The organism is Bradyrhizobium denitrificans (genome assembly GCF_013179005.1).
Lineage (GTDB): Bacteria > Pseudomonadota > Alphaproteobacteria > Rhizobiales > Xanthobacteraceae > Bradyrhizobium > Bradyrhizobium denitrificans.
The window spans coordinates 32,165-48,773 of the sequence record NZ_JABFDP010000006.1; the positions used below are offsets into that span (position 1 = coordinate 32,165).

At 65.4% G+C, this 16,609-nt stretch carries 14 protein-coding genes; 10 read left to right on the forward strand and 4 right to left on the reverse strand.

Annotated features, from left to right (window positions below; translation table 11 throughout):
- Window positions 1–94: 94 nt before the first annotated feature.
- A complete protein-coding gene (locus HL671_RS07545; RefSeq protein WP_172236041.1) occupies window positions 95–874 on the reverse strand; it encodes an SDR family NAD(P)-dependent oxidoreductase in 780 nt (259 codons plus the stop codon).
- Window positions 875–971: 97 nt separating this feature from the next.
- On the opposite strand from HL671_RS07545, the gene HL671_RS07550 reads away from it, so the two are divergent.
- Complete coding sequence (locus tag HL671_RS07550) at window positions 972–1,706, forward strand: SDR family NAD(P)-dependent oxidoreductase (protein WP_172236042.1); 735 nt, start codon at window positions 972–974, stop codon at window positions 1,704–1,706.
- Between the two features lie 75 nt (window positions 1,707–1,781).
- The gene (locus HL671_RS07555; RefSeq protein WP_012046781.1) at window positions 1,782–2,150 is read left to right on the forward strand and encodes a CsbD family protein; all 369 of its coding nucleotides are present in this window, start codon (window positions 1,782–1,784) and stop codon (window positions 2,148–2,150) included.
- A gap of 164 nt (window positions 2,151–2,314) precedes the next feature.
- Here HL671_RS07555 and HL671_RS07560 read toward each other — a convergent pair whose 3' ends face one another.
- Both HL671_RS07560 and HL671_RS07565 read right to left on the reverse strand, forming a co-directional pair.
- Window positions 2,315–4,117: an SGNH/GDSL hydrolase family protein gene (locus HL671_RS07560; RefSeq protein WP_172236043.1), complete on the reverse strand. Its 1,803-nt coding sequence runs from the start codon at window positions 4,115–4,117 to the stop codon at window positions 2,315–2,317.
- Between the two features lie 151 nt (window positions 4,118–4,268).
- Window positions 4,269–5,663 carry a lytic murein transglycosylase gene (locus HL671_RS07565; protein WP_172236044.1) on the reverse strand — a complete coding sequence of 465 codons (1,395 nt, stop codon included), beginning with the start codon at window positions 5,661–5,663 and terminating at the stop codon, window positions 4,269–4,271.
- Window positions 5,664–5,879: 216 nt separating this feature from the next.
- Between HL671_RS07565 and galU the strand changes: the two genes are divergently transcribed.
- Window positions 5,880–6,761 (forward strand): UTP--glucose-1-phosphate uridylyltransferase GalU, encoded by an 882-nt coding sequence (gene galU / locus HL671_RS07570; RefSeq protein WP_012046778.1) that lies wholly within the window; start codon window positions 5,880–5,882, stop codon window positions 6,759–6,761.
- 42 nt (window positions 6,762–6,803) lie between these two features.
- Here galU and HL671_RS07575 read toward each other — a convergent pair whose 3' ends face one another.
- Complete coding sequence (locus HL671_RS07575) at window positions 6,804–8,312, reverse strand: GGDEF domain-containing protein (RefSeq protein WP_172236045.1); 1,509 nt, start codon at window positions 8,310–8,312, stop codon at window positions 6,804–6,806.
- 140 nt (window positions 8,313–8,452) lie between these two features.
- Here HL671_RS07575 and HL671_RS07580 point away from each other — a divergent pair, with 140 nt between their 5' ends.
- The 7 genes from HL671_RS07580 to HL671_RS07610 all read left to right on the forward strand — a co-directional run bounded on the left by HL671_RS07580 (window position 8,453) and on the right by HL671_RS07610 (window position 16,609).
- A complete protein-coding gene (locus HL671_RS07580; RefSeq protein ID WP_012046776.1) occupies window positions 8,453–8,710 on the forward strand; it encodes a DUF7662 domain-containing protein in 258 nt (85 codons plus the stop codon).
- A 141-nt stretch (window positions 8,711–8,851) separates the two neighbouring features.
- A complete protein-coding gene (locus tag HL671_RS07585; protein ID WP_172236046.1) occupies window positions 8,852–10,645 on the forward strand; it encodes a peptide ABC transporter substrate-binding protein in 1,794 nt (597 codons plus the stop codon).
- Between the two features lie 264 nt (window positions 10,646–10,909).
- Window positions 10,910–12,703, forward strand: coding sequence for a peptide ABC transporter substrate-binding protein (locus HL671_RS07590; protein ID WP_012046774.1), 1,794 nt, complete (start codon window positions 10,910–10,912; stop codon window positions 12,701–12,703).
- A 43-nt stretch (window positions 12,704–12,746) separates the two neighbouring features.
- Window positions 12,747–13,706, forward strand: a complete 960-nt coding sequence (locus HL671_RS07595; protein WP_012046773.1) for an ABC transporter permease — start codon at window positions 12,747–12,749, stop codon at window positions 13,704–13,706.
- A complete protein-coding gene (locus HL671_RS07600; protein ID WP_041751043.1) occupies window positions 13,672–14,613 on the forward strand; it encodes an ABC transporter permease in 942 nt (313 codons plus the stop codon). The genes HL671_RS07595 and HL671_RS07600 overlap by 35 nt, the downstream gene beginning before the upstream one ends.
- Window positions 14,613–15,611: an ABC transporter ATP-binding protein gene (locus tag HL671_RS07605; protein WP_210263804.1), complete on the forward strand. Its 999-nt coding sequence runs from the start codon at window positions 14,613–14,615 to the stop codon at window positions 15,609–15,611. Before HL671_RS07600 ends, HL671_RS07605 begins: the two co-directional genes overlap by 1 nt.
- Entirely contained in the window at window positions 15,611–16,609 is a 999-nt protein-coding gene (locus tag HL671_RS07610; RefSeq protein WP_012046770.1) for an ABC transporter ATP-binding protein, read from the forward strand. Before HL671_RS07605 ends, HL671_RS07610 begins: the two co-directional genes overlap by 1 nt.

Here is a 16,609-nt window from a genome sequence, read left to right on the forward strand (position 1 = left end):
CGCTTGTCGGTGTCGAAGCTACGCTGCGGCAAGGCGAAGTCAACGCGCGCTGGGAAGCGCGGCCCGCACGGCTGTCATTCCCGCGTGGCAGACGTCACGCGTTGCGCGCCATCAGGCCGCCGTCGACGGGGATCACGGCGCCGGTGATGAACGAGGCCGCCGGCAGGCACAGGCTCAACGTCATATGCGCGACCTCCTCGGGATCGCCGTAACGTCCGAGCGCGGTGCGCCGCCTGGCGTAGATCGCCTTCTGCTCGTCGGGAATGCGCGCGGTCATCGCGGTCGCGATCGACCCTGGGCAGATGCAATTCACGGTGATGCCGTCGCGCCCGAGCTCGACCGCGAGCGAGCGCGTCAGCCCGGTCACGCCGGCCTTGGCCGCGGAATATGCGCTGTGCAGCGCGGTGGCGCCGAGCGCTTCGGTCGAGGCGATGTTGACGATGCGGGGACTTTGCGAGCGGCGCAGATGCGGCAGCGCAGCGCGGATCACGCGCTGCTGCGCCGTCAGCATCACTGCCAGGGCCTTGGCCCAGGCCTCGTCATAGCTTGCGTCGTCGATCGCCATCCGCACCGAGATGCCGGCATTGTTGACGATGATGTCGAGACCGCCGAATTGCGTGGCCGCCGCACCGACGACGGCGGCGATTGCATCGCGGTCGGACAAATCAAGCCGCCAAGCCTGCGCGGTTCCGCCCGCCGCCACGATGTCCGTGGCCACGGCACGCGCGCCATCCTCATCGATATCGATGACGGCCACCTGCGCCCCTTCATCAGCAAACAGCCGCGCCGTGGCACGCCCCATGCCTGAGGCCGCGCCCGTGACCAGGACGGTCAGGTTTTTCACCGAGCGGCTCAGTTGTTTGTAGCTCTGCATATTGCGGCCCGCGAAAAATGCGCGCTGTGTCGCGCCGTTGACAACGCTGGCACCGATCCGCACACAGGTCAAACAAACAACGACAGGAGGAAGGGAGATGAACGCGCTCGATTTTTCGGGACGGCAGGTGCTGGTGATCGGCGGCTCCAGCGGCATCGGCAACGGCATCGCCCAGTCGTTTCGCGCCCAGGGCGCGCGCGTCGCGGTCTGCGGCACGCGCGCGACGGCAACCGATTATTCCATCGAGGAGGGCTGCGATCTCACCGGGCTGGACTATCAGCAGCTCGACGTTGGCAATGCCGCGTCCATTGCGGCGTTCGTGCCGCGCTGCGAGCGGCTCGACGTGCTGGTGCTGGCCCAGGGGGCGGTGCTGTACCGGCGCGGCGAATTCGCCATGGACGGCTTTCGCAGGGTCGTGGAGATCAATCTCATCAGCCTGATGGCCTGTGCGACGAAATTTCACGGTCTGTTGCGGGATGCCAGGGGCGCGCTGATCATCGTCTCGTCGACGGCGGCCTATCATTCGACCATGGGCAATCCGGCCTATAATGCCTCCAAGACCGGTGCCGTCGGGCTGACGCGGACGCTCGCCGAAGCCTGGGCCGAGGACGGCATCCGCGTCAACGGGATCGCGCCCGGTCTCGTCGATACCAAGATGACGAAGGTGACGACGGCCAATCCCAAGCGCCTCGAAGGTGCCCTGCAACGCATCCCGCTCAAGCGGCTGGGGACGCCGCAGGACATGGCGGGCGCGGCGCTGTTCCTGGCCTCGCCGCTGTCGTCCTACATCATTGGCCAGACCATCGTCGTCGATGGCGGCTTGATTTTGTAGTGCGTCGGAACCGTCGCCGCCTCAGCCGGTTAGCACAGCGGCAAGCCCGCAAACGCGAGACAAGGAGAAGCGGCGATGGATACGGATCGGTTGACCGGAACAGTCAAGGATGTCGCAGGCAAGGTCGAAGGCGGCATCGGTGAAATGACTGGCGACAAGAGCACGCAGGCTTCAGGGCGCGCGCGCGAGGCCTCGGGCGTGGTTCAGAATCTCTACGGCCAGGCCAAGGACGCCGCACGTGAGGCCGGCGACGCCGCGGTGGACTACGCCAAGGATACGTTCGGCGGCAGCGCCGACACGTTGCGCGACGGCACGCAGGCGTTGACCAAGCGGGTCCAGGACAATCCAGTGGGCGCGCTCCTGGTCGCCGGCGGCATCGGTTTCCTGCTGGCGATGTTGATGCGGCCGTCGAGCCGCCCTCAGCCGCAGCGCTGGCGCTACTGAGACGCGACTCCCGTGATCCGGCCTTCGCCGGATCACTGGATAAGACCGAATAAAATGAGGCCCGCATCCGTTGATCGGTGCGGGCCTCATTGCTTTCGACTCTCATTGCTTGCGACTCTTCGGATCGCCGCTCGCTGATGCTGCGCCGCGAGCGGGTGATCGCGTCAGCGCCAGGGCGAATCGAGCACCGCTGCGGCGCGGCCGACCGGCGCCGGTGGCCGTGGCGGGGCGTTGGGATTACGCGCCGCCGGCGGCCTCGGCGGCTGCGCCTGCTGCGGCGTTCCGAAGCCGAAGAAGTCGCGCGGCGCTTGGCTCGGCTGTTGCGGTGCCTGGGCGGGCGACGTCGCGCCGGGCGTGGTCAGCCGTCTCGGCCGCTGCGAGGCCGCCGGCGCACCGGCGGCGGGCTCGCCAGGCGCCGTGCCCGGGGTCGTCGTGGCCATGGGCGTATCCGGTTTCGACTGCTCTTTCGGCGGCTCCTTGGCCTGCTCACGGCCGATCTCGCGGCGTGGCCAGACGTAATCGTCGGCGCGCCCCGCCGGCGGGCTCAGGGCCTCGCCCTTGACCAGCGTTCTTGCCGCCAACGGATCGACGGCCGCGGGCCGCGAGCCAGGGCCGCCGAGCAGCTGATCGGTGCCGACCGATGACGCGACGAGCGGCAGAATCGGCCCGGCCATCGGTCGCGGCGCGGGCTGACCCGGGACGGCATTGGCGTCTGGCGTCGCCGGCTCGGTCGGCAGTTCCAGCGGCGACGAGCGGGCGGCGAGCAGGCGATTGATCTCGCGCTCGGCGTAGTGGGCGAGCTTTCGCGCGCCGGCCTTGGTGAAATAGACGCCGTCATAGGACCGCAGCTGGCGGATCTGGCCTTCGAAGTCCGGGCCCTTCTGCAGGAAGCGCCCGGCTTCGTCGACGAAACCGTCCCAGACGTCGACATAGGTGATGCCGGCCTTGCCGGCGACATCGCGATACAGCGAATCCAGGAACAGCGTGTCCGCGGTGCCCTTCGGGCCGCGGACCGCGGGCAGGCCGACCCAGAGCACGGGAACGCCCTTGCTCTTGGCGACCGCGATCATCTCCTCGATCTTTTTCGAATAGAGCTCGATCCAGCGCTCGTCGCGGAAGTCGTAGATGCCGTTGGGCGATCGCGCGGTCTTTTCCGGTGCCGCGGTCGCGGGCGTGTCGTTGTCGACCTCGTCCTGCGGCAAATCGCTGTCGGCGGGCTTGGCGGCCGCGTCGGCCTTGGTGTCGGGTTTGCCATCCGGCTTGGCCTCGGCCGCTTTGGGGTCGGCCGCCTTGCCGTCGGCTGTCTTGGCGTCCCCCGGTTTGGCCTCGCCAGCCTTGGTATCGCCAGGCTTGGCGTCGCCCGGCTTGGTCTCGCCTGGCTTGGTCTTGGCGTCCTTCTTGGCCTTGTCGTCCTTGGTCTTGTCCACGGCCGGCTCGCGCAGCGGGAGACGGTCGTTGAGGCCGAGCATGATCACGATCGCGTCGGCACGCTCGGTGGCCAGGATGCCCTTGGCGGCGGCGGCCCAGTCGGACGGCTCGCCCTTGGGTTGGTACTTGATGAGACCCGAATTGGTCTTGATCTTGCGGGTGACGCCCATGTCGGGCTGCTCGGAATAGGCGTCTTCAAGGCCGTAGGCGAGCCAGTCGGCCATGCCGTCGCCGAGCACCAGCACATAGCGCTCCGGCGTGCCGTCGCGCTTCTCCGGCGGCGGCGCCTTGGAATAATCCTGGGGAACGCGCTTGGGCTGCTGCGGCTGGAACGGGGCGAAGAAGTCGCCGCCGAACCAGCCCCCACCGCCCCCTCCGCCGCCGCGCGGGGCGGGACGCGGCGAGGCGAACGGGTTGAAATTGAAGAACTGGGCCGAGGCGGGTCCGGCAATCCCGACAAGCATGGCGATGACGACCGCCAGCACCACCATCGGCCCGGGTTCGTTCAATAGCTTGAGGAGGGACTTCAGCTTTGACATGCGCACCCGTCCGCACCCGTCGCGCGGCGAAATCGTGACCGTCCATATAATAGGAGCCGAATCAGGCCGCAAACGGGCATTCACCGGATGGTGTTGATGTCCGTCGCCAAACGCCACAGAAGGTTACCGGCACGGCTCAAAATGCCGCTGTTCAGCGGCTGCGCAGCCGTTCCAGGACGTCGGTGGTGGCGAAGCCGTCGGCGGGGGCGCCGATCGAGGCCTGGAAGTTCCGCAGCGCCTCCCGGGTCTGGCCGCCGAACTGGCCATCCGGCGTGCCGCGGTAGAATCCTCGCTCGGCGAGCAACTGCTGCAGCTCGAGCCGCTCGGCCCGCGACAAGGTGCGTTCCTCACGCGGCCAGGCCTGCACGAAAGGTGGCGCGCCGCGCAGGCGGTCCGCAAAATGCCCGATCGCCAGCGCATAGGCCTCGGCCGGGTTGTATTTCATGATGACCCGGAAATTCTGCAGCATCAGGAAGCCCGGTCCTTGCGCGCCTGCGGGCGCCAGCAGATAGGCCTTCTCGGGCGTGGCCGGGAACGGCTGACCATTGGCCCGCTTCAGCCCAAGCTGCTCCCACTGGCCGAAGCTCATGGTCTTGGCGCGGTCGGCCAGCATGAAGTTGAAGCCTTGCGGCAGCACGACCTCATAGCCCCAGCTCTGGCCGCTCTGCCAGCCGTCCTTCTTCAGATTGTTGGCCGTCGAGGCGATCAGGTCGGCCGGGTTGTCGACGACGTCGCGGCGGCCGTCGCCATCGGCATCGACCGCGAAGCGCTTGAACGCGGTCGGCATGAACTGCGTCGGCCCGAACGCGCCGGCCCAGGAGCCGCGCAACTGCTCGGGACGGAGATCGCCGCGGTTGAGAATTTCCAGCGCCGACAGGAACTCGTCCTTGAAATAGGCCTGGCGGCGGCCGATGCAGGCGAGCGTTGCGGTCGATTGCAGCACGCTGCGGTCGCCGATCTGGGTGGAATAATTGGATTCGATGCCCCAGATCGCCGCAATAATGTAGCGATCGACGCCATAAGCGCGCTCGGTGGCATCGAACTGCGCCTTGTATTTCGCCAGCACCTCGCGACCCTTGGCGAGCCGATTGTCGTTCACCAGGATGTCGAGATAGTCCCAGATCGATTTGGTGAACTCCGGCTGCGCATCGAGCAGGTCCATGATGCGCAGATCCGGCGTCAAGCCCGCGGTGAAGCGCTGGAAATTGTCCTGGGTGATGTTGCGGCGTGCGGCATCTGGCCACATCGCAGCGACGCAGCCGTCGAAATTGCCGGCGGCCTCGCGGATCGCGGCGGCGGTCATCAAGGGGTGGCCCGAGGCGCCGTCCTCGCCGCTCCAGGGTTGCGGACCGCTGGCCGAGGGGGCCTGCGCCGGCGCCGGCGAGCCTGAGTTGCCATTGCTGAGCGTGCCCGTGAACAGGCTGTCGAGAAAGTTCAGCGGATTGCCGGATTGCGCCTCGGCGGAACCAGACACCGCCAGGGCGGATGCGACAATCGCGGCCCTCGTCCCGGTCCTCAAAGCTGCCAGCATGACGTTCCGTCGCATCGTGATCTCGTCCATCGCAGGAAAGAGCCCCAGGAGGCCCGCGCCGGCTTAACGCAAGATTAACAAGGTTAACGATTTCTCGGCAGCGAAATATGGCGATCCTGACCGGGTCGGAGGGAACGCTCGACCAACATCCGCCTTTGTTCTCGGCTGCAAACGAGCTACCAACATGCGATCAATTTCGCATTCATTCGTCACAAGGTTTAGTCACCCCCCATGAAGATCCGCAAAGCCGTATTTCCGGTCGCCGGTCTCGGTACCCGCGTCCTTCCCGCCACCAAGGCGATGCCGAAGGAGATGCTGACGATCGTCGACAAGCCGCTCATCCAGTACGTTTTCGACGAAGCCAAGGAAGCCGGCATCGAGCATTTCGTCTTCGTGACCGGGCGCAACAAGACCGCGATCGAGGATCATTTCGACCGCATGTATGAGCTCGACGCGACGCTCGCGGCGCGCGGCAAGAAGACCGAGATCGAGATCCTGGCCCGGGATCAGCCGGAGGCCGGCGCGGTCAGCTTCACCCGTCAGCAGGCGCCGCTCGGCCTCGGCCATGCGGTGTGGTGCGCGCGCGACATCGTCGGCGACGAGCCGTTCGCGGTGGTGCTGCCGGACGAGCTGGTGCTGAACACGCCCGGCTGTCTCGCGCAGATGATCGCTGCGGCAAACAGACTGCCTGAGAAAAGCAATTTGCTCGCGGTGCAGGAGGTGCCGGCCGATCAGACCCACCAATACGGCATTTGCGGCGTCGGCAAGCGCGACGGCAAGATCTTCGAGGTCGACGGCATGGTCGAGAAGCCCGCCAAGGGCACGGCGCCGTCGAACTTCTCGATCACCGGGCGCTACATCCTGCAGCCGGAGATCTTCAAGATCCTGGCGACGCAGGAGCGTGGCGCCGGCGGCGAGATCCAGCTCACCGATGCGATGATCGGCCTGTCGAAGACGCAGACATTCTATGGCGTCGATTTCGACGGCGAGCGCCATGATTGCGGTTCGAAGTCCGGTTTCCTGAAGGCCAACATCGCCTTCGGCATGGCCCGTGCCGATCTGCGCGACGGCCTGCGCGCGGACATGAAGCGCTACCTCGAAGGCAAGAGCTGACCGACGCCGTCAGACCCGATTGCGTTGCGGCGGCTGGCGGCGTCACGCCGCCAGCGAGGCTGCTGACGCCAGGCCGGGCACCGTCGCGGCGACGCAGCGGTTTCGGCCCGCCGCCTTGGCCATGTACAGTGCTCTGTCGGCCGCGTTCATCAGCGCGGTCCAGTCGGTATCGCGCGATGGCGTGATGCTGGCGACGCCGATGCTGACCGAGGTGTTGCCCGCCTCGCCCGCCCAGATCGCGACCTTGGTGCGGATCGTCTCGGCGACGTGAAGGGCATCGGCGTCCGACGTCCCGGGCAACAGCACGGCGAACTCCTCGCCGCCATAGCGCGCCGCGCAGTCTCCGGCCCGGCGGACCGAATCGGAAATGCAGACGGCGATGCCGACCAGCACCTGGTCGCCCGCCTGATGCCCGTGATTGTCGTTGTAGCTCTTGAAGTGGTCGGCATCGATCATCAGCAGCCCCAGCGGCGCATGGTGGCGCAGCGCCCGCCGCCATTCGATCTCGATCGTCTCGTCGAACTTGCGCCGGTTTTTCAGGCCGGTCAGCGGATCGGTCGTGGCAAGCTGCTCCAGTCTGGTCTCGACCTTGGTGCGCAACTGGATCTCGCGCGCGGCAACCTGCGTGGCCGCCAGAACGAACACGATGAGCGCCAGCATCATCGCGCCGATCTGCATGGCCTCATGGCGCCAATAGGCGTAGACGCTCTCCCAAGTCTTGCTGGCCACCACCACCAGCGGCTCGGTGCCGTTGCGCCAGACCAGCAGCCGCGGCAGATCGTCGAGCGCGCCGTAGCTGCTCGACCATCCCGTCGGCTCGGTCAGCGCACGGGTCACTGCCGGGGCCCGCGCCAGGTTGCGGCCGATCGCGTCCGGATCGAACGGTGCGCTGACGATCAGGGTGCCGTCGCGTCTGAACACCGTGATGCTGTCGCCGGGGCCGAGCGTCAGGCTCCCGAACAGGTCGCGGAAATAGCTGAGGCGAAGCGAGCCGGCGACGACCCCGGCGAAGCGCCCGTCGGGCGTTGAGATCCTGCGGCTCAGGACGATGGAAGAGGGGCCATGATGCTGCGCCGGGCGTCCGACATAGAGGCCGGCATCGGGGCGGTCGCGATGGACCTGGAAGAAATCGGCGTCGCTGCGATCCTCGGGCCTCGGATCGAGCGTGGCGGAATCGATCATCAGCCGACCCTGGGCGTCGAACACCTGGATCGTCCCGAAATTCCTGGCGGTCGAGGCGCGATCGAACAGGATCAGTTGGCGAAGCGGCTTGCTGACCTCGTGAATTTCAGGCAGCAACAGGTTGCCCGCCACGGCCCGCAGCGAGAGATCGTAAAGCTCGACGTTGCGGCTGATGTCGGCGGCAATGCTGGCGGCCATGTTCTCCAGGGCCTGCCGGGCGCGGACTTCCTCGCCGCGGCGCAGGTCGACCATGACGCTGGCGCAGATTGCGGAGAAGCCGATGATGGTCGAAATGGAGCAGCTGATCAGCGTGCGCGCCGAGAGTCGCCAAGGCTGCTTTGCCCGGCCTGTTCGGCGTGTCCAGCGCATCAGCCCGTCCCGTCCCGTGGAATCCCGCCCGTAAACTGACGGGTCACCGGAAGTAACGCATGTTAGATTAACGAGTCGTTGCGTCCGCCGCGCTTGTCGTCAAGGCGGCCGCACACGCGCTGCTACGAGGGAGTCGAGACTTGCCGGACTATGATGCGCTTCGAGATTATCTGAAGCGGCAGACCCTGCCCGAATTGACGCTCAGCTTCGAGGCGATCGAGGAGCTGATCGGTGACAGCCTGCCGCGCGCAGCGCAGCGCGCGTCGTGGTGGGACAGCCTGAGAAGCCCGCAGGAGAAGATGCCGCAGCGCGAGGCTTGCCTGGATGCGGGGTATGTCGCGACGCGCATGCCCGACGGCAAGGGCGTGCGCTTCCGCCGGTTGAAGCAGAAAATGTGAGCTCCGCGCCGCGCGACTCACGCAATTTTAGGTTGCCAGATTCTTGGACGTCGGTTGTGGCGGATTGGCCCGGTTCCTGCTCTCAATGGGCGGCGAAATGATGCGGCTTGCGCGCAGCCTGCCGCGCAGAGGAGATGCGAGATGAACGAACAGGACCTGCGCGGCGAGATCGCTGCGGTCAAAGAAGGCCGGCTGTCACGCCGCGACTTCGTGCAGCGGATGCTCGCCGTCGGGCTGACAGCGCCGATGGCCGGCATGATGCTGGCACATTCCGGGGTCGCCATGGCGGCTCAGGACTTCCCCTACAAGCCCACCAAGGCCGGCGGCGGCGGGCCCTTGAAGCTGCTGTTCTGGCAGGCGCCGACGCTGCTCAATCCCCATTTTGCCATCGGCACGAAGGACCAGGAGGCGGCGCGGGCCTTCTACGAGCCGCTTGCCGGCTGGGATGCGGAGGGCAATCTCGTGCCGGTGCTGGCGGCAGAGATTCCCAGCATGGCGAACGGCACGGTCGCAGCGGACGGCACCTTCGTCATCTGGAAGCTGAAGCAGGGCGTGACGTGGCATGACGGTCATCCGTTCACCGCCGACGACGTGATCTTCAACTGGCAATATGCGACCGATCCCGAGACGTCGGCGGTCACCAGCGGCGATTACAAGCACATCAAGGCAATCGAGAAGATCGACGACCACACCATTCGCGTCGTGTTCGCGCAGCCGACGCCGTTGTGGATGACGGGCTTCGTCGGCGGCGGCAGCGCGCTGATTCCCAAGCATCTGTTCGGCGACTATATCGGCGCCAAGTCGCGCGAGGCGCCGAACAATCTCAAGCCGGTCGGAACCGGCGCCTATCTGTTCGTCGATTTCAAGCCGGGCGACGTTCTGCTCGGCAAGCTCAACCCGAATTATCACGTGCCGAACCGGCCGTATTTCGATACGCTCGAGATCAAGGGCGGCGGCGATGCGGTCTCGGCGGCGCGCGCGGTGCTGCAGACCGGCGAATACGACTATGCCTGGAATCTGCAGGTCGAGGATGAGATCCTGCTGAAGCTGGAGAGCGGCGGGGCAGGCCAGGTCGAGATCGTGCCCGGCGGCAATTTCGAGTTCATCCTGCTCAACGCCACCGATCCCTGGACGGAGGTGGATGGCGAGCGCTCCAGCATCCAGACGAAGCACCCGGTGTTGTCAGACCCAGCGGTGCGGGCGGCCATCAATATGCTGATCGATCGCGCGTCGGTGCAGAAATACGTCTACGGGCGCGGCGGCATCGCGACGGCCAACTGCATCAACAATCCTGCACGCTATCGCTCGCCGAACACCAGCTTCGAGTTCAGCATCGCCAAGGCGAACGAACTGCTCGATGGCGCCGGCTGGAAGAAGGGCGCCTCCGGCATAAGGGAGAAGGATGGCAAACAGCTCAAGCTGGTGTTCCAGACCTCGATCAACGCGCCGCGGCAGAAGAACCAGGCGATCATCAAGCAGGCCTGCCAGAAGGCCGGCATCGAGCTTGAGCTGAAATCGATCGTCGGATCGGTGTTCTTCTCCAGCGACACCGCCAATCCGGACACTTACGCGCATTTCTACTGCGACATGGAGATGTATCAGTGGTTCACGCTGTCGCCCGAGCCGCAGAACTTCATGAACCAATATGTCTCGTGGGAGGTGGCGAGCAAGGCCAACAAATGGCAGGGGCGCAACATCAGCCGCTGGCAGAGCAAGGACTATGACGATCTCTACAGGGAACTGACGCGGGAGATCGATCCGGTGAAGCGCGCCGCGCTGTACATCAGGCTCAACGACACGGTCTGCGCCGGTCACCACGTGCTGCCGCAGCTCAGCCGGCCGCGCATGTCGGGACTCCGAAAGGGGCTGCAGACCCATTCCTCCGGCTGGGACAACGATCTGTGGCAGCTGCCGAACTGGTATCGTGAAGGCTGACGGCAACCTCGGCGTTTGATCCCATCACCAGGCACTCAGGTCGGGAAGCCCCCGGCCGGGTGCCTGTTCCATTTTCCGGGATACGCGACTGCAACTAATTACCGCAGTGCAAAGGTGCGACAATCGATCCGTTCCATATTGCGAAATTGGCCCGGAATCTGCTTTGACACTCGGCTCGAAGGCTGATCCAATTTTAAGCAGCGTCCCCCGCATGTATGGCGGGGCGCTTTTTTTGGGCATCAGCGCCATTGTGGAGTCGATTGAATGAACGAGCGTGATCTCCGTCGCCAGATCGCTGATGTCAAAACAGGGCGTCTGTCGCGACGCGAATTTGTGCAGCGGATGATCGCCGTCGGGCTGACCGCGCCGATGGCTGGCGCAATGCTCGCGCATTCCGGGATCGCGGTGGCCGCAGAAGCGATTCCCTATAAGCCGACCAAGGCCGGCGGCGGCGGTCCGCTCAAGCTGCTGCTCTGGCAGGCGCCGACGCTGCTCAATCCGCATTTCGCCGTTGGCACGAAGGACCAGGAGGCGTGCCGCTTGTTCTACGAGCCGCTCGCCGGCTGGGACAAGGAAGGCAATCTGGTTCCGATCCTCGCCGCGGAGATCCCGAGCAAGGAGAATGGCGGTCTCGCCGCCGACGGTCTGTCCGTGATCTGGAAGCTGAAGCCCGGCGTGAAATGGCACGACGGCAAGCCGTTCACGGCCGACGATGTCGTCTTCAACTGGGAATACGCCAACAATCCCGAGACCTCGGCGGTCTCGATCGGCAGCTATAAGAACGTCAAGGCAGTCGAGAAGATCGACGATCTCACCGTCAAGCTGATCTTCCCGCAGCCGACGCCGTTCTGGGCCGATGCCTTCGTGGCTTCGTTCGGCTGCATCATTCCGAAGCATCTGTTCGGCGACTATATCGGCGCGAAGTCGCGCGAGGCGCCGGCCAATCTGAAGCCGGTCGGCACCGGCCCCTATATGTTCGTCGACTTCAAGCCGGGCGACACCGTCGCCGGCAAGCGCTTCCCGGACTATCACGTGCCGACGCAGCCTTATTTCGACACGGTGGAGATCAAGGGCGGCGGCGATGCGGTGTCGGCGGCACGCGCGGTGTTGCAGACCGGCGAATATGACTATGGCTATAATCTGCAGGTCGAGGACGAGATCCTGACCAAGCTCGAGGCCGGCGGCCAGGGCAAGACCGAACTGACGCTGACCGGAAACATCGAATATATCGGCCTCAACGTCACCGATCCCAATGTCGAGGTCGACGGCGAGCGCGCCAGCCTCAAGACCAAGCATCCGTTGTTCTCCGATCCGGAAGTGCGCAGGGCCATCAACCTGCTGATCGATCGCGCCTCGGTGCAGAAATTCATCTACGGCCGCGCCGGCGTCGCGACGCCGAACTTCCTCAACAATCCCGAGCGCTACCGCTCCAAGAACAACAGCTTCGAGTTCTCGATCGAGAAGGCCAACCAGATCCTCGATGCCGCCGGCTGGAAGAAGGGCGCGTCCGGCATCCGCGAGAAGGACGGCAAGCCGCTCAAATTCGTGTTCCAGACCTCGATCAACGGGCCGCGTCAGAAGAACCAGGCGATCATCAAGCAGGCCTGCCAGAAGGCGGGCATCGATGTCGAGCTGAAGTCGGTGGTCGCATCCGTGTTCTTCTCCTCGGACGTTGCCAATCCCGATACTTACACGCATTTCTACTGCGACATGCAGATGTATCAGACGACGATGCCGCAGGCCGATCCGCAGTTCTTCATGAATCAGTTCACCTCCTGGGAGTGCGCCACCAAGGAGAACAAGTGGCAGGGCCGAAATGTCTGCCGCTGGCAGAACAAGGACTATGACGAGACCTACAAGCTGGCCCAGAGCGAGCTCGATCCGGTCAAGCGCGCCGCGCTGTTCATCAAGCTCAACGACCTCGTCGTGCGCGACAATTACGTGCTTCCGGAGATCAACCGGCTCAACGCGATCGGCGTCAAGAACGGCATGGTGCTGTACAAGAGCGGCTGGGACAACGACCTGGCGTTCATCGCATCCTGGTACCGGGCGAGCTGACGCGCGGCCAGCATGATCAGCCAGACATCGTAGGGGTGGAGCGATGGGAAACTACCTTCTCAGGCGCCTCATCGTCGCTGTGCCGAGCCTGCTCGGCATCAGCCTCATTCTGTTCGTGCTGCTCGCGCTGGCGCCGGGCGATCCGTTCGGCGAGCTCGCGACCAATCCGAACGTGCCGCCCGAGGTGCGCGAGGCGCTGCGCGTCAAGTTCGGCATGAACGATCCGATCCTGCTGCGCTATGTGCGCTGGCTGATCGCCATGATGCATGGCGATTGGGGCTTCTCCTTCGCCAGCCGCGTCAATGTCGACACGCTCATCCTGCAGCGGATTCCGACCACGCTCTACGTGGTCGGCACCGCGCAGATCCTCGCGCTGGCGGTCGCGCTGCCGGTCGGCGTGCTGGCGGCGCGGCGGCCTTATTCGATCTTCGACCAGATCGCCAACACCTTTGCCTTCATCGGCTTTTCGCTGCCGACCTTCTTCACCGGCCTGCTGCTGATCCTGATCTTCAGCGTCAATCTCGGCTGGCTGCCGTTCGTCTACCGCGCCGATCTGCAGGCGACCGGCTGGCAATGGTGGTGGGAGAGCATCAAGCAGGCGATCATGCCGATCACGGTGCTCGGCCTGTATCAGGCCGCGTCCTATACCCGCTATGTGCGATCCGCGGTGCTCGACGTCATCAAGCTCGATTATGTCACGACGGCGCGCGCCAAGGGCCTCGACGAGCGCAAGGTCATCGTCAAGCACGTGGTGCGCAATGCGCTGATTCCGGTGGTGACCCTGGTGGCGCTGCAGATGCCGACTGTGTTCGGCGGCGCCATCGTCACCGAGCAGATCTTCCGCATTCCCGGCATCGGCTCGCTGCTGATCAGCGCCATCCTCGCCAACGACACGCCTGTGATCATGGCGGTGACCTTCGTGTTCGCCTGCCTCGTCGTTCTCTTCAACCTTATCGCAGACATTCTGTATGGCTGGCTTGACCCACGCATCTCCTTCCGTTGAGGCGGCGCCGGTCGCCGCGTCGGGCAAACGGCGCTTCTCGCCCGGCCGCGACGCGCTGCGCCGCTTCCTGCGCCATCGCATGGCGGCCGCCAGCATCCTCGTGCTCGCGCTGCTGGCGCTGTCGATCGTGCTCGGGCCGCTGCTCTGGCGCATCCCGATCAACGAGATCGACTTCACCGCGCGGCTGGCGCCACCGTCCTGGGAGCACCCGTTCGGCACCGACGATCTCGGCCAGGATCTGCTGGCGCGCATGATCTATGGCGGCCGCATCTCGCTCGCGGTCGGCTTCGCCGCGATGGGCGTGGCGCTGATCGTCGGCATCGTCGTCGGCGCGCTCGCCGGCACCTCCAAGGGACCGGTCGACGCCGCGCTGATGTGGCTGACGGACCTGTTCCTGTCGCTGCCGCAGCTGCCGCTGCTGCTGCTCATCATCTACCTGTTCCGCGACTTCCTCAAAGGATGGCTGGGGCCGGAGGGCGGCGTGTTCGTCCTCATCGTGCTGGTGATCGGCGGCTTTCGCTGGATGCCGGTGGCCCGCTTGGTGCGCGCGCAGTTTCTGTCGCTGCGCGAGAAGGAGTTCGTCGAGGCCGCGCGTGCGCTCGGGGCTTCCAACGTCCGCCTCGTCGTCCGCCACATCCTGCCCAATGCGCTCGGTCCGGTGATCGTTGCCGGCACGATCGACGTCGCCGCCGCCATCATCGCGGAATCGACGCTGTCGTTCCTGGGCCTCGGCTTTCCGCCTGACATTCCGACCTGGGGCCGGCTGCTGTTCGACGCCAAGGATTATCTCGACATTGCGCCGCATTGGGCGCTGTTCGCCGGCGGCGCGATCTTCCTGACCGTGATCGCGATCAATTTCATCGGCGATGGCCTGCGCGATGCGCTCGATCCGCGGAAGGTGATGTGATGGACGCGCGTGTCGCACCGCTCCTCGAGATCAAGGGGCTCAAGACCTACTTCAACAGCGACGAAGGCCAGGTCCAGGCCGTCGACGGCGTCGACATCTCGATCAACCGTGGCGAGACCCTGTGCGTGGTCGGCGAGTCCGGCTCCGGCAAGACCGTGACCGCGATGTCCGTGCTGAAGCTGATCGCGATGCCGCCGGGCCGCATCGCCGGCGGGCAGATCCTGTGGCAGGGCCGGGACCTGGTGCCGCTCAACTCCTCCGAGATGAACAAGATCCGCGCCAGCGAGATCGCGATCGTGTTCCAGGAGCCGATGACGTCGCTCAATCCGGTCTACACCGTCGGCGACCAGATCGCTGAGGTGATCCGGCTGCATCAGGGCCTGTCGAAGAAGGCCGCGATGGAGCGCGCGGCGGAGATGCTGGCGCTGGTTCAGCTTCCCAACCCGCAGCGCCGCATTCACGACTACCCGCATCATTTCTCAGGCGGCCAGCGCCAGCGGGTGATGATCGCGATGGCGCTGTCGTGCAATCCGAAGCTCCTGATCGCGGACGAGCCGACCACCGCGCTCGACGTGACGATCCAGGCCCAGATCCTCGATCTGCTGCTCGACATGAAGGAGCGGCTCGGCATGTCGATCATGCTGATCACCCACGCGATGGGCGTCGTCGCCGAGGTCGCGCAGCGCGTCGTGGTAATGTATGCGGGCCGGGTCGCGGAGGAGGCGCCGGTCGAGCGCCTGTTCGCCAATCCGCGTCATCCCTACACCCAGGGCCTGATCCGCTCGATCCCGCGGATCGATCTCGCCGCAGTGAAGAAGAGCCGGCTGGAGAGCATTCCGGGCAGCGTGCCGAAGCTGATCAATCCGCCCGAAGGCTGCCGCTTCGCCTCGCGCTGCCGCTTCGCCATTCCCGACTGCACGCGCGCGCAGCCCGAGCTGCGCGAGATCGAGCCCGGCCACAAGGTGGCGTGCATCCGCGCCGAAGAGACGTTGCTGTGATGACCGACACCGCCATTGCTCCTGCCACCGCACCGGCGCCTTTGCTCAGCGTACGCAATCTGACCAAGGCGTTTCCGATCCGGGGCGGATTGTTGAAGCGCCAGATCGGCAGCGTTCGCGCCGTCGACGGCGTCAGCTTCCACATCGAACCGAGCGAGACGTTCGGCCTTGTCGGCGAGTCCGGTTGCGGCAAGTCGACCACCGGCCGCTGCGTGCTCCGGCTGATCGAGCCGAGCTCGGGCGAGCTGATATTCGAAGGCAAGGACGTGATCGCGCTGTCCGGCGAGAGCCTGCGGGCGCTCCGCCGCGACATCCAGATCATCTTTCAGGACCCCTACGCCTCGCTCAATCCGCGCATGACCATCGGCGCCATCATCGGCGAGGCGCTGACGATCCATGGGCTCGCCGCCTCGCGTCAGAAATACGAAGAGCGCATCGTCCATCTGCTCGAGACGGTCGGCCTGCAGGCCGATCATATGACGCGCTATCCGCACGAATTCTCCGGCGGCCAGCGCCAGCGCATCGGCATTGCACGCGCGATCGCAGTCGAGCCCAAGCTGATCATCTGCGACGAGCCGGTGTCGGCGCTGGACGTCTCGATCCAGGCCCAGGTCATCAATCTGCTCGAGGACCTGCAGCAGAAGTTCGGCATCGCCTATCTGTTCGTCGCCCACGATCTCTCGGTGGTCGAGCATATCAGCCGCCGCGTCGCGGTGATGTATCTCGGCCGCATCGTCGAGACCGCGCCGTCACGGCTGCTTTATTCGGCGCCGAAGCATCCCTACACCGAAGCGCTGCTGTCCGCGGTGCCGATCCCGGATCCGAGCGTCAAGCGCAAGCGCATCCGGCTCAAGGGCGAGGTGCCGAGCCCGATCGATCCGCCGTCAGGCTGTCACTTCCATACCCGCTGCCCCATCGCCAAGGATGTCTGCAGCAAGGAGGTGCCGCCGCTGAAGGCGAGCGCCGAGGGGCATCTCGTCGCCTGCCATTTCCGGTGA

What these genes read in the sequence shown, in the direction of transcription:
- HL671_RS07565 (WP_172236044.1), bottom strand. Translation starts at nt 5,663, where the DNA reads ATGCGACGGAACGTCATGCTGGCAGCTTTGAGGACCGGGACGAGGGCC.
- HL671_RS07595 (WP_012046773.1), top strand. Translation starts at nt 12,747, where the DNA reads ATGGGAAACTACCTTCTCAGGCGCCTCATCGTCGCTGTGCCGAGCCTG.
- HL671_RS07555 (WP_012046781.1), top strand. Translation starts at nt 1,782, where the DNA reads ATGGATACGGATCGGTTGACCGGAACAGTCAAGGATGTCGCAGGCAAG.
- galU (WP_012046778.1), top strand. Translation starts at nt 5,880, where the DNA reads ATGAAGATCCGCAAAGCCGTATTTCCGGTCGCCGGTCTCGGTACCCGC.
- HL671_RS07590 (WP_012046774.1), top strand. Translation starts at nt 10,910, where the DNA reads ATGAACGAGCGTGATCTCCGTCGCCAGATCGCTGATGTCAAAACAGGG.
- HL671_RS07605 (WP_210263804.1), top strand. Translation starts at nt 14,613, where the DNA reads ATGGACGCGCGTGTCGCACCGCTCCTCGAGATCAAGGGGCTCAAGACC.
- HL671_RS07600 (WP_041751043.1), top strand. Translation starts at nt 13,672, where the DNA reads ATGGCTGGCTTGACCCACGCATCTCCTTCCGTTGAGGCGGCGCCGGTC.
- HL671_RS07585 (WP_172236046.1), top strand. Translation starts at nt 8,852, where the DNA reads ATGAACGAACAGGACCTGCGCGGCGAGATCGCTGCGGTCAAAGAAGGC.
- HL671_RS07550 (WP_172236042.1), top strand. Translation starts at nt 972, where the DNA reads ATGAACGCGCTCGATTTTTCGGGACGGCAGGTGCTGGTGATCGGCGGC.
- HL671_RS07575 (WP_172236045.1), bottom strand. Translation starts at nt 8,312, where the DNA reads ATGCGCTGGACACGCCGAACAGGCCGGGCAAAGCAGCCTTGGCGACTC.
- HL671_RS07560 (WP_172236043.1), bottom strand. Translation starts at nt 4,117, where the DNA reads ATGTCAAAGCTGAAGTCCCTCCTCAAGCTATTGAACGAACCCGGGCCG.
- HL671_RS07545 (WP_172236041.1), bottom strand. Translation starts at nt 874, where the DNA reads ATGCAGAGCTACAAACAACTGAGCCGCTCGGTGAAAAACCTGACCGTC.
- HL671_RS07610 (WP_012046770.1), top strand. Translation starts at nt 15,611, where the DNA reads ATGACCGACACCGCCATTGCTCCTGCCACCGCACCGGCGCCTTTGCTC.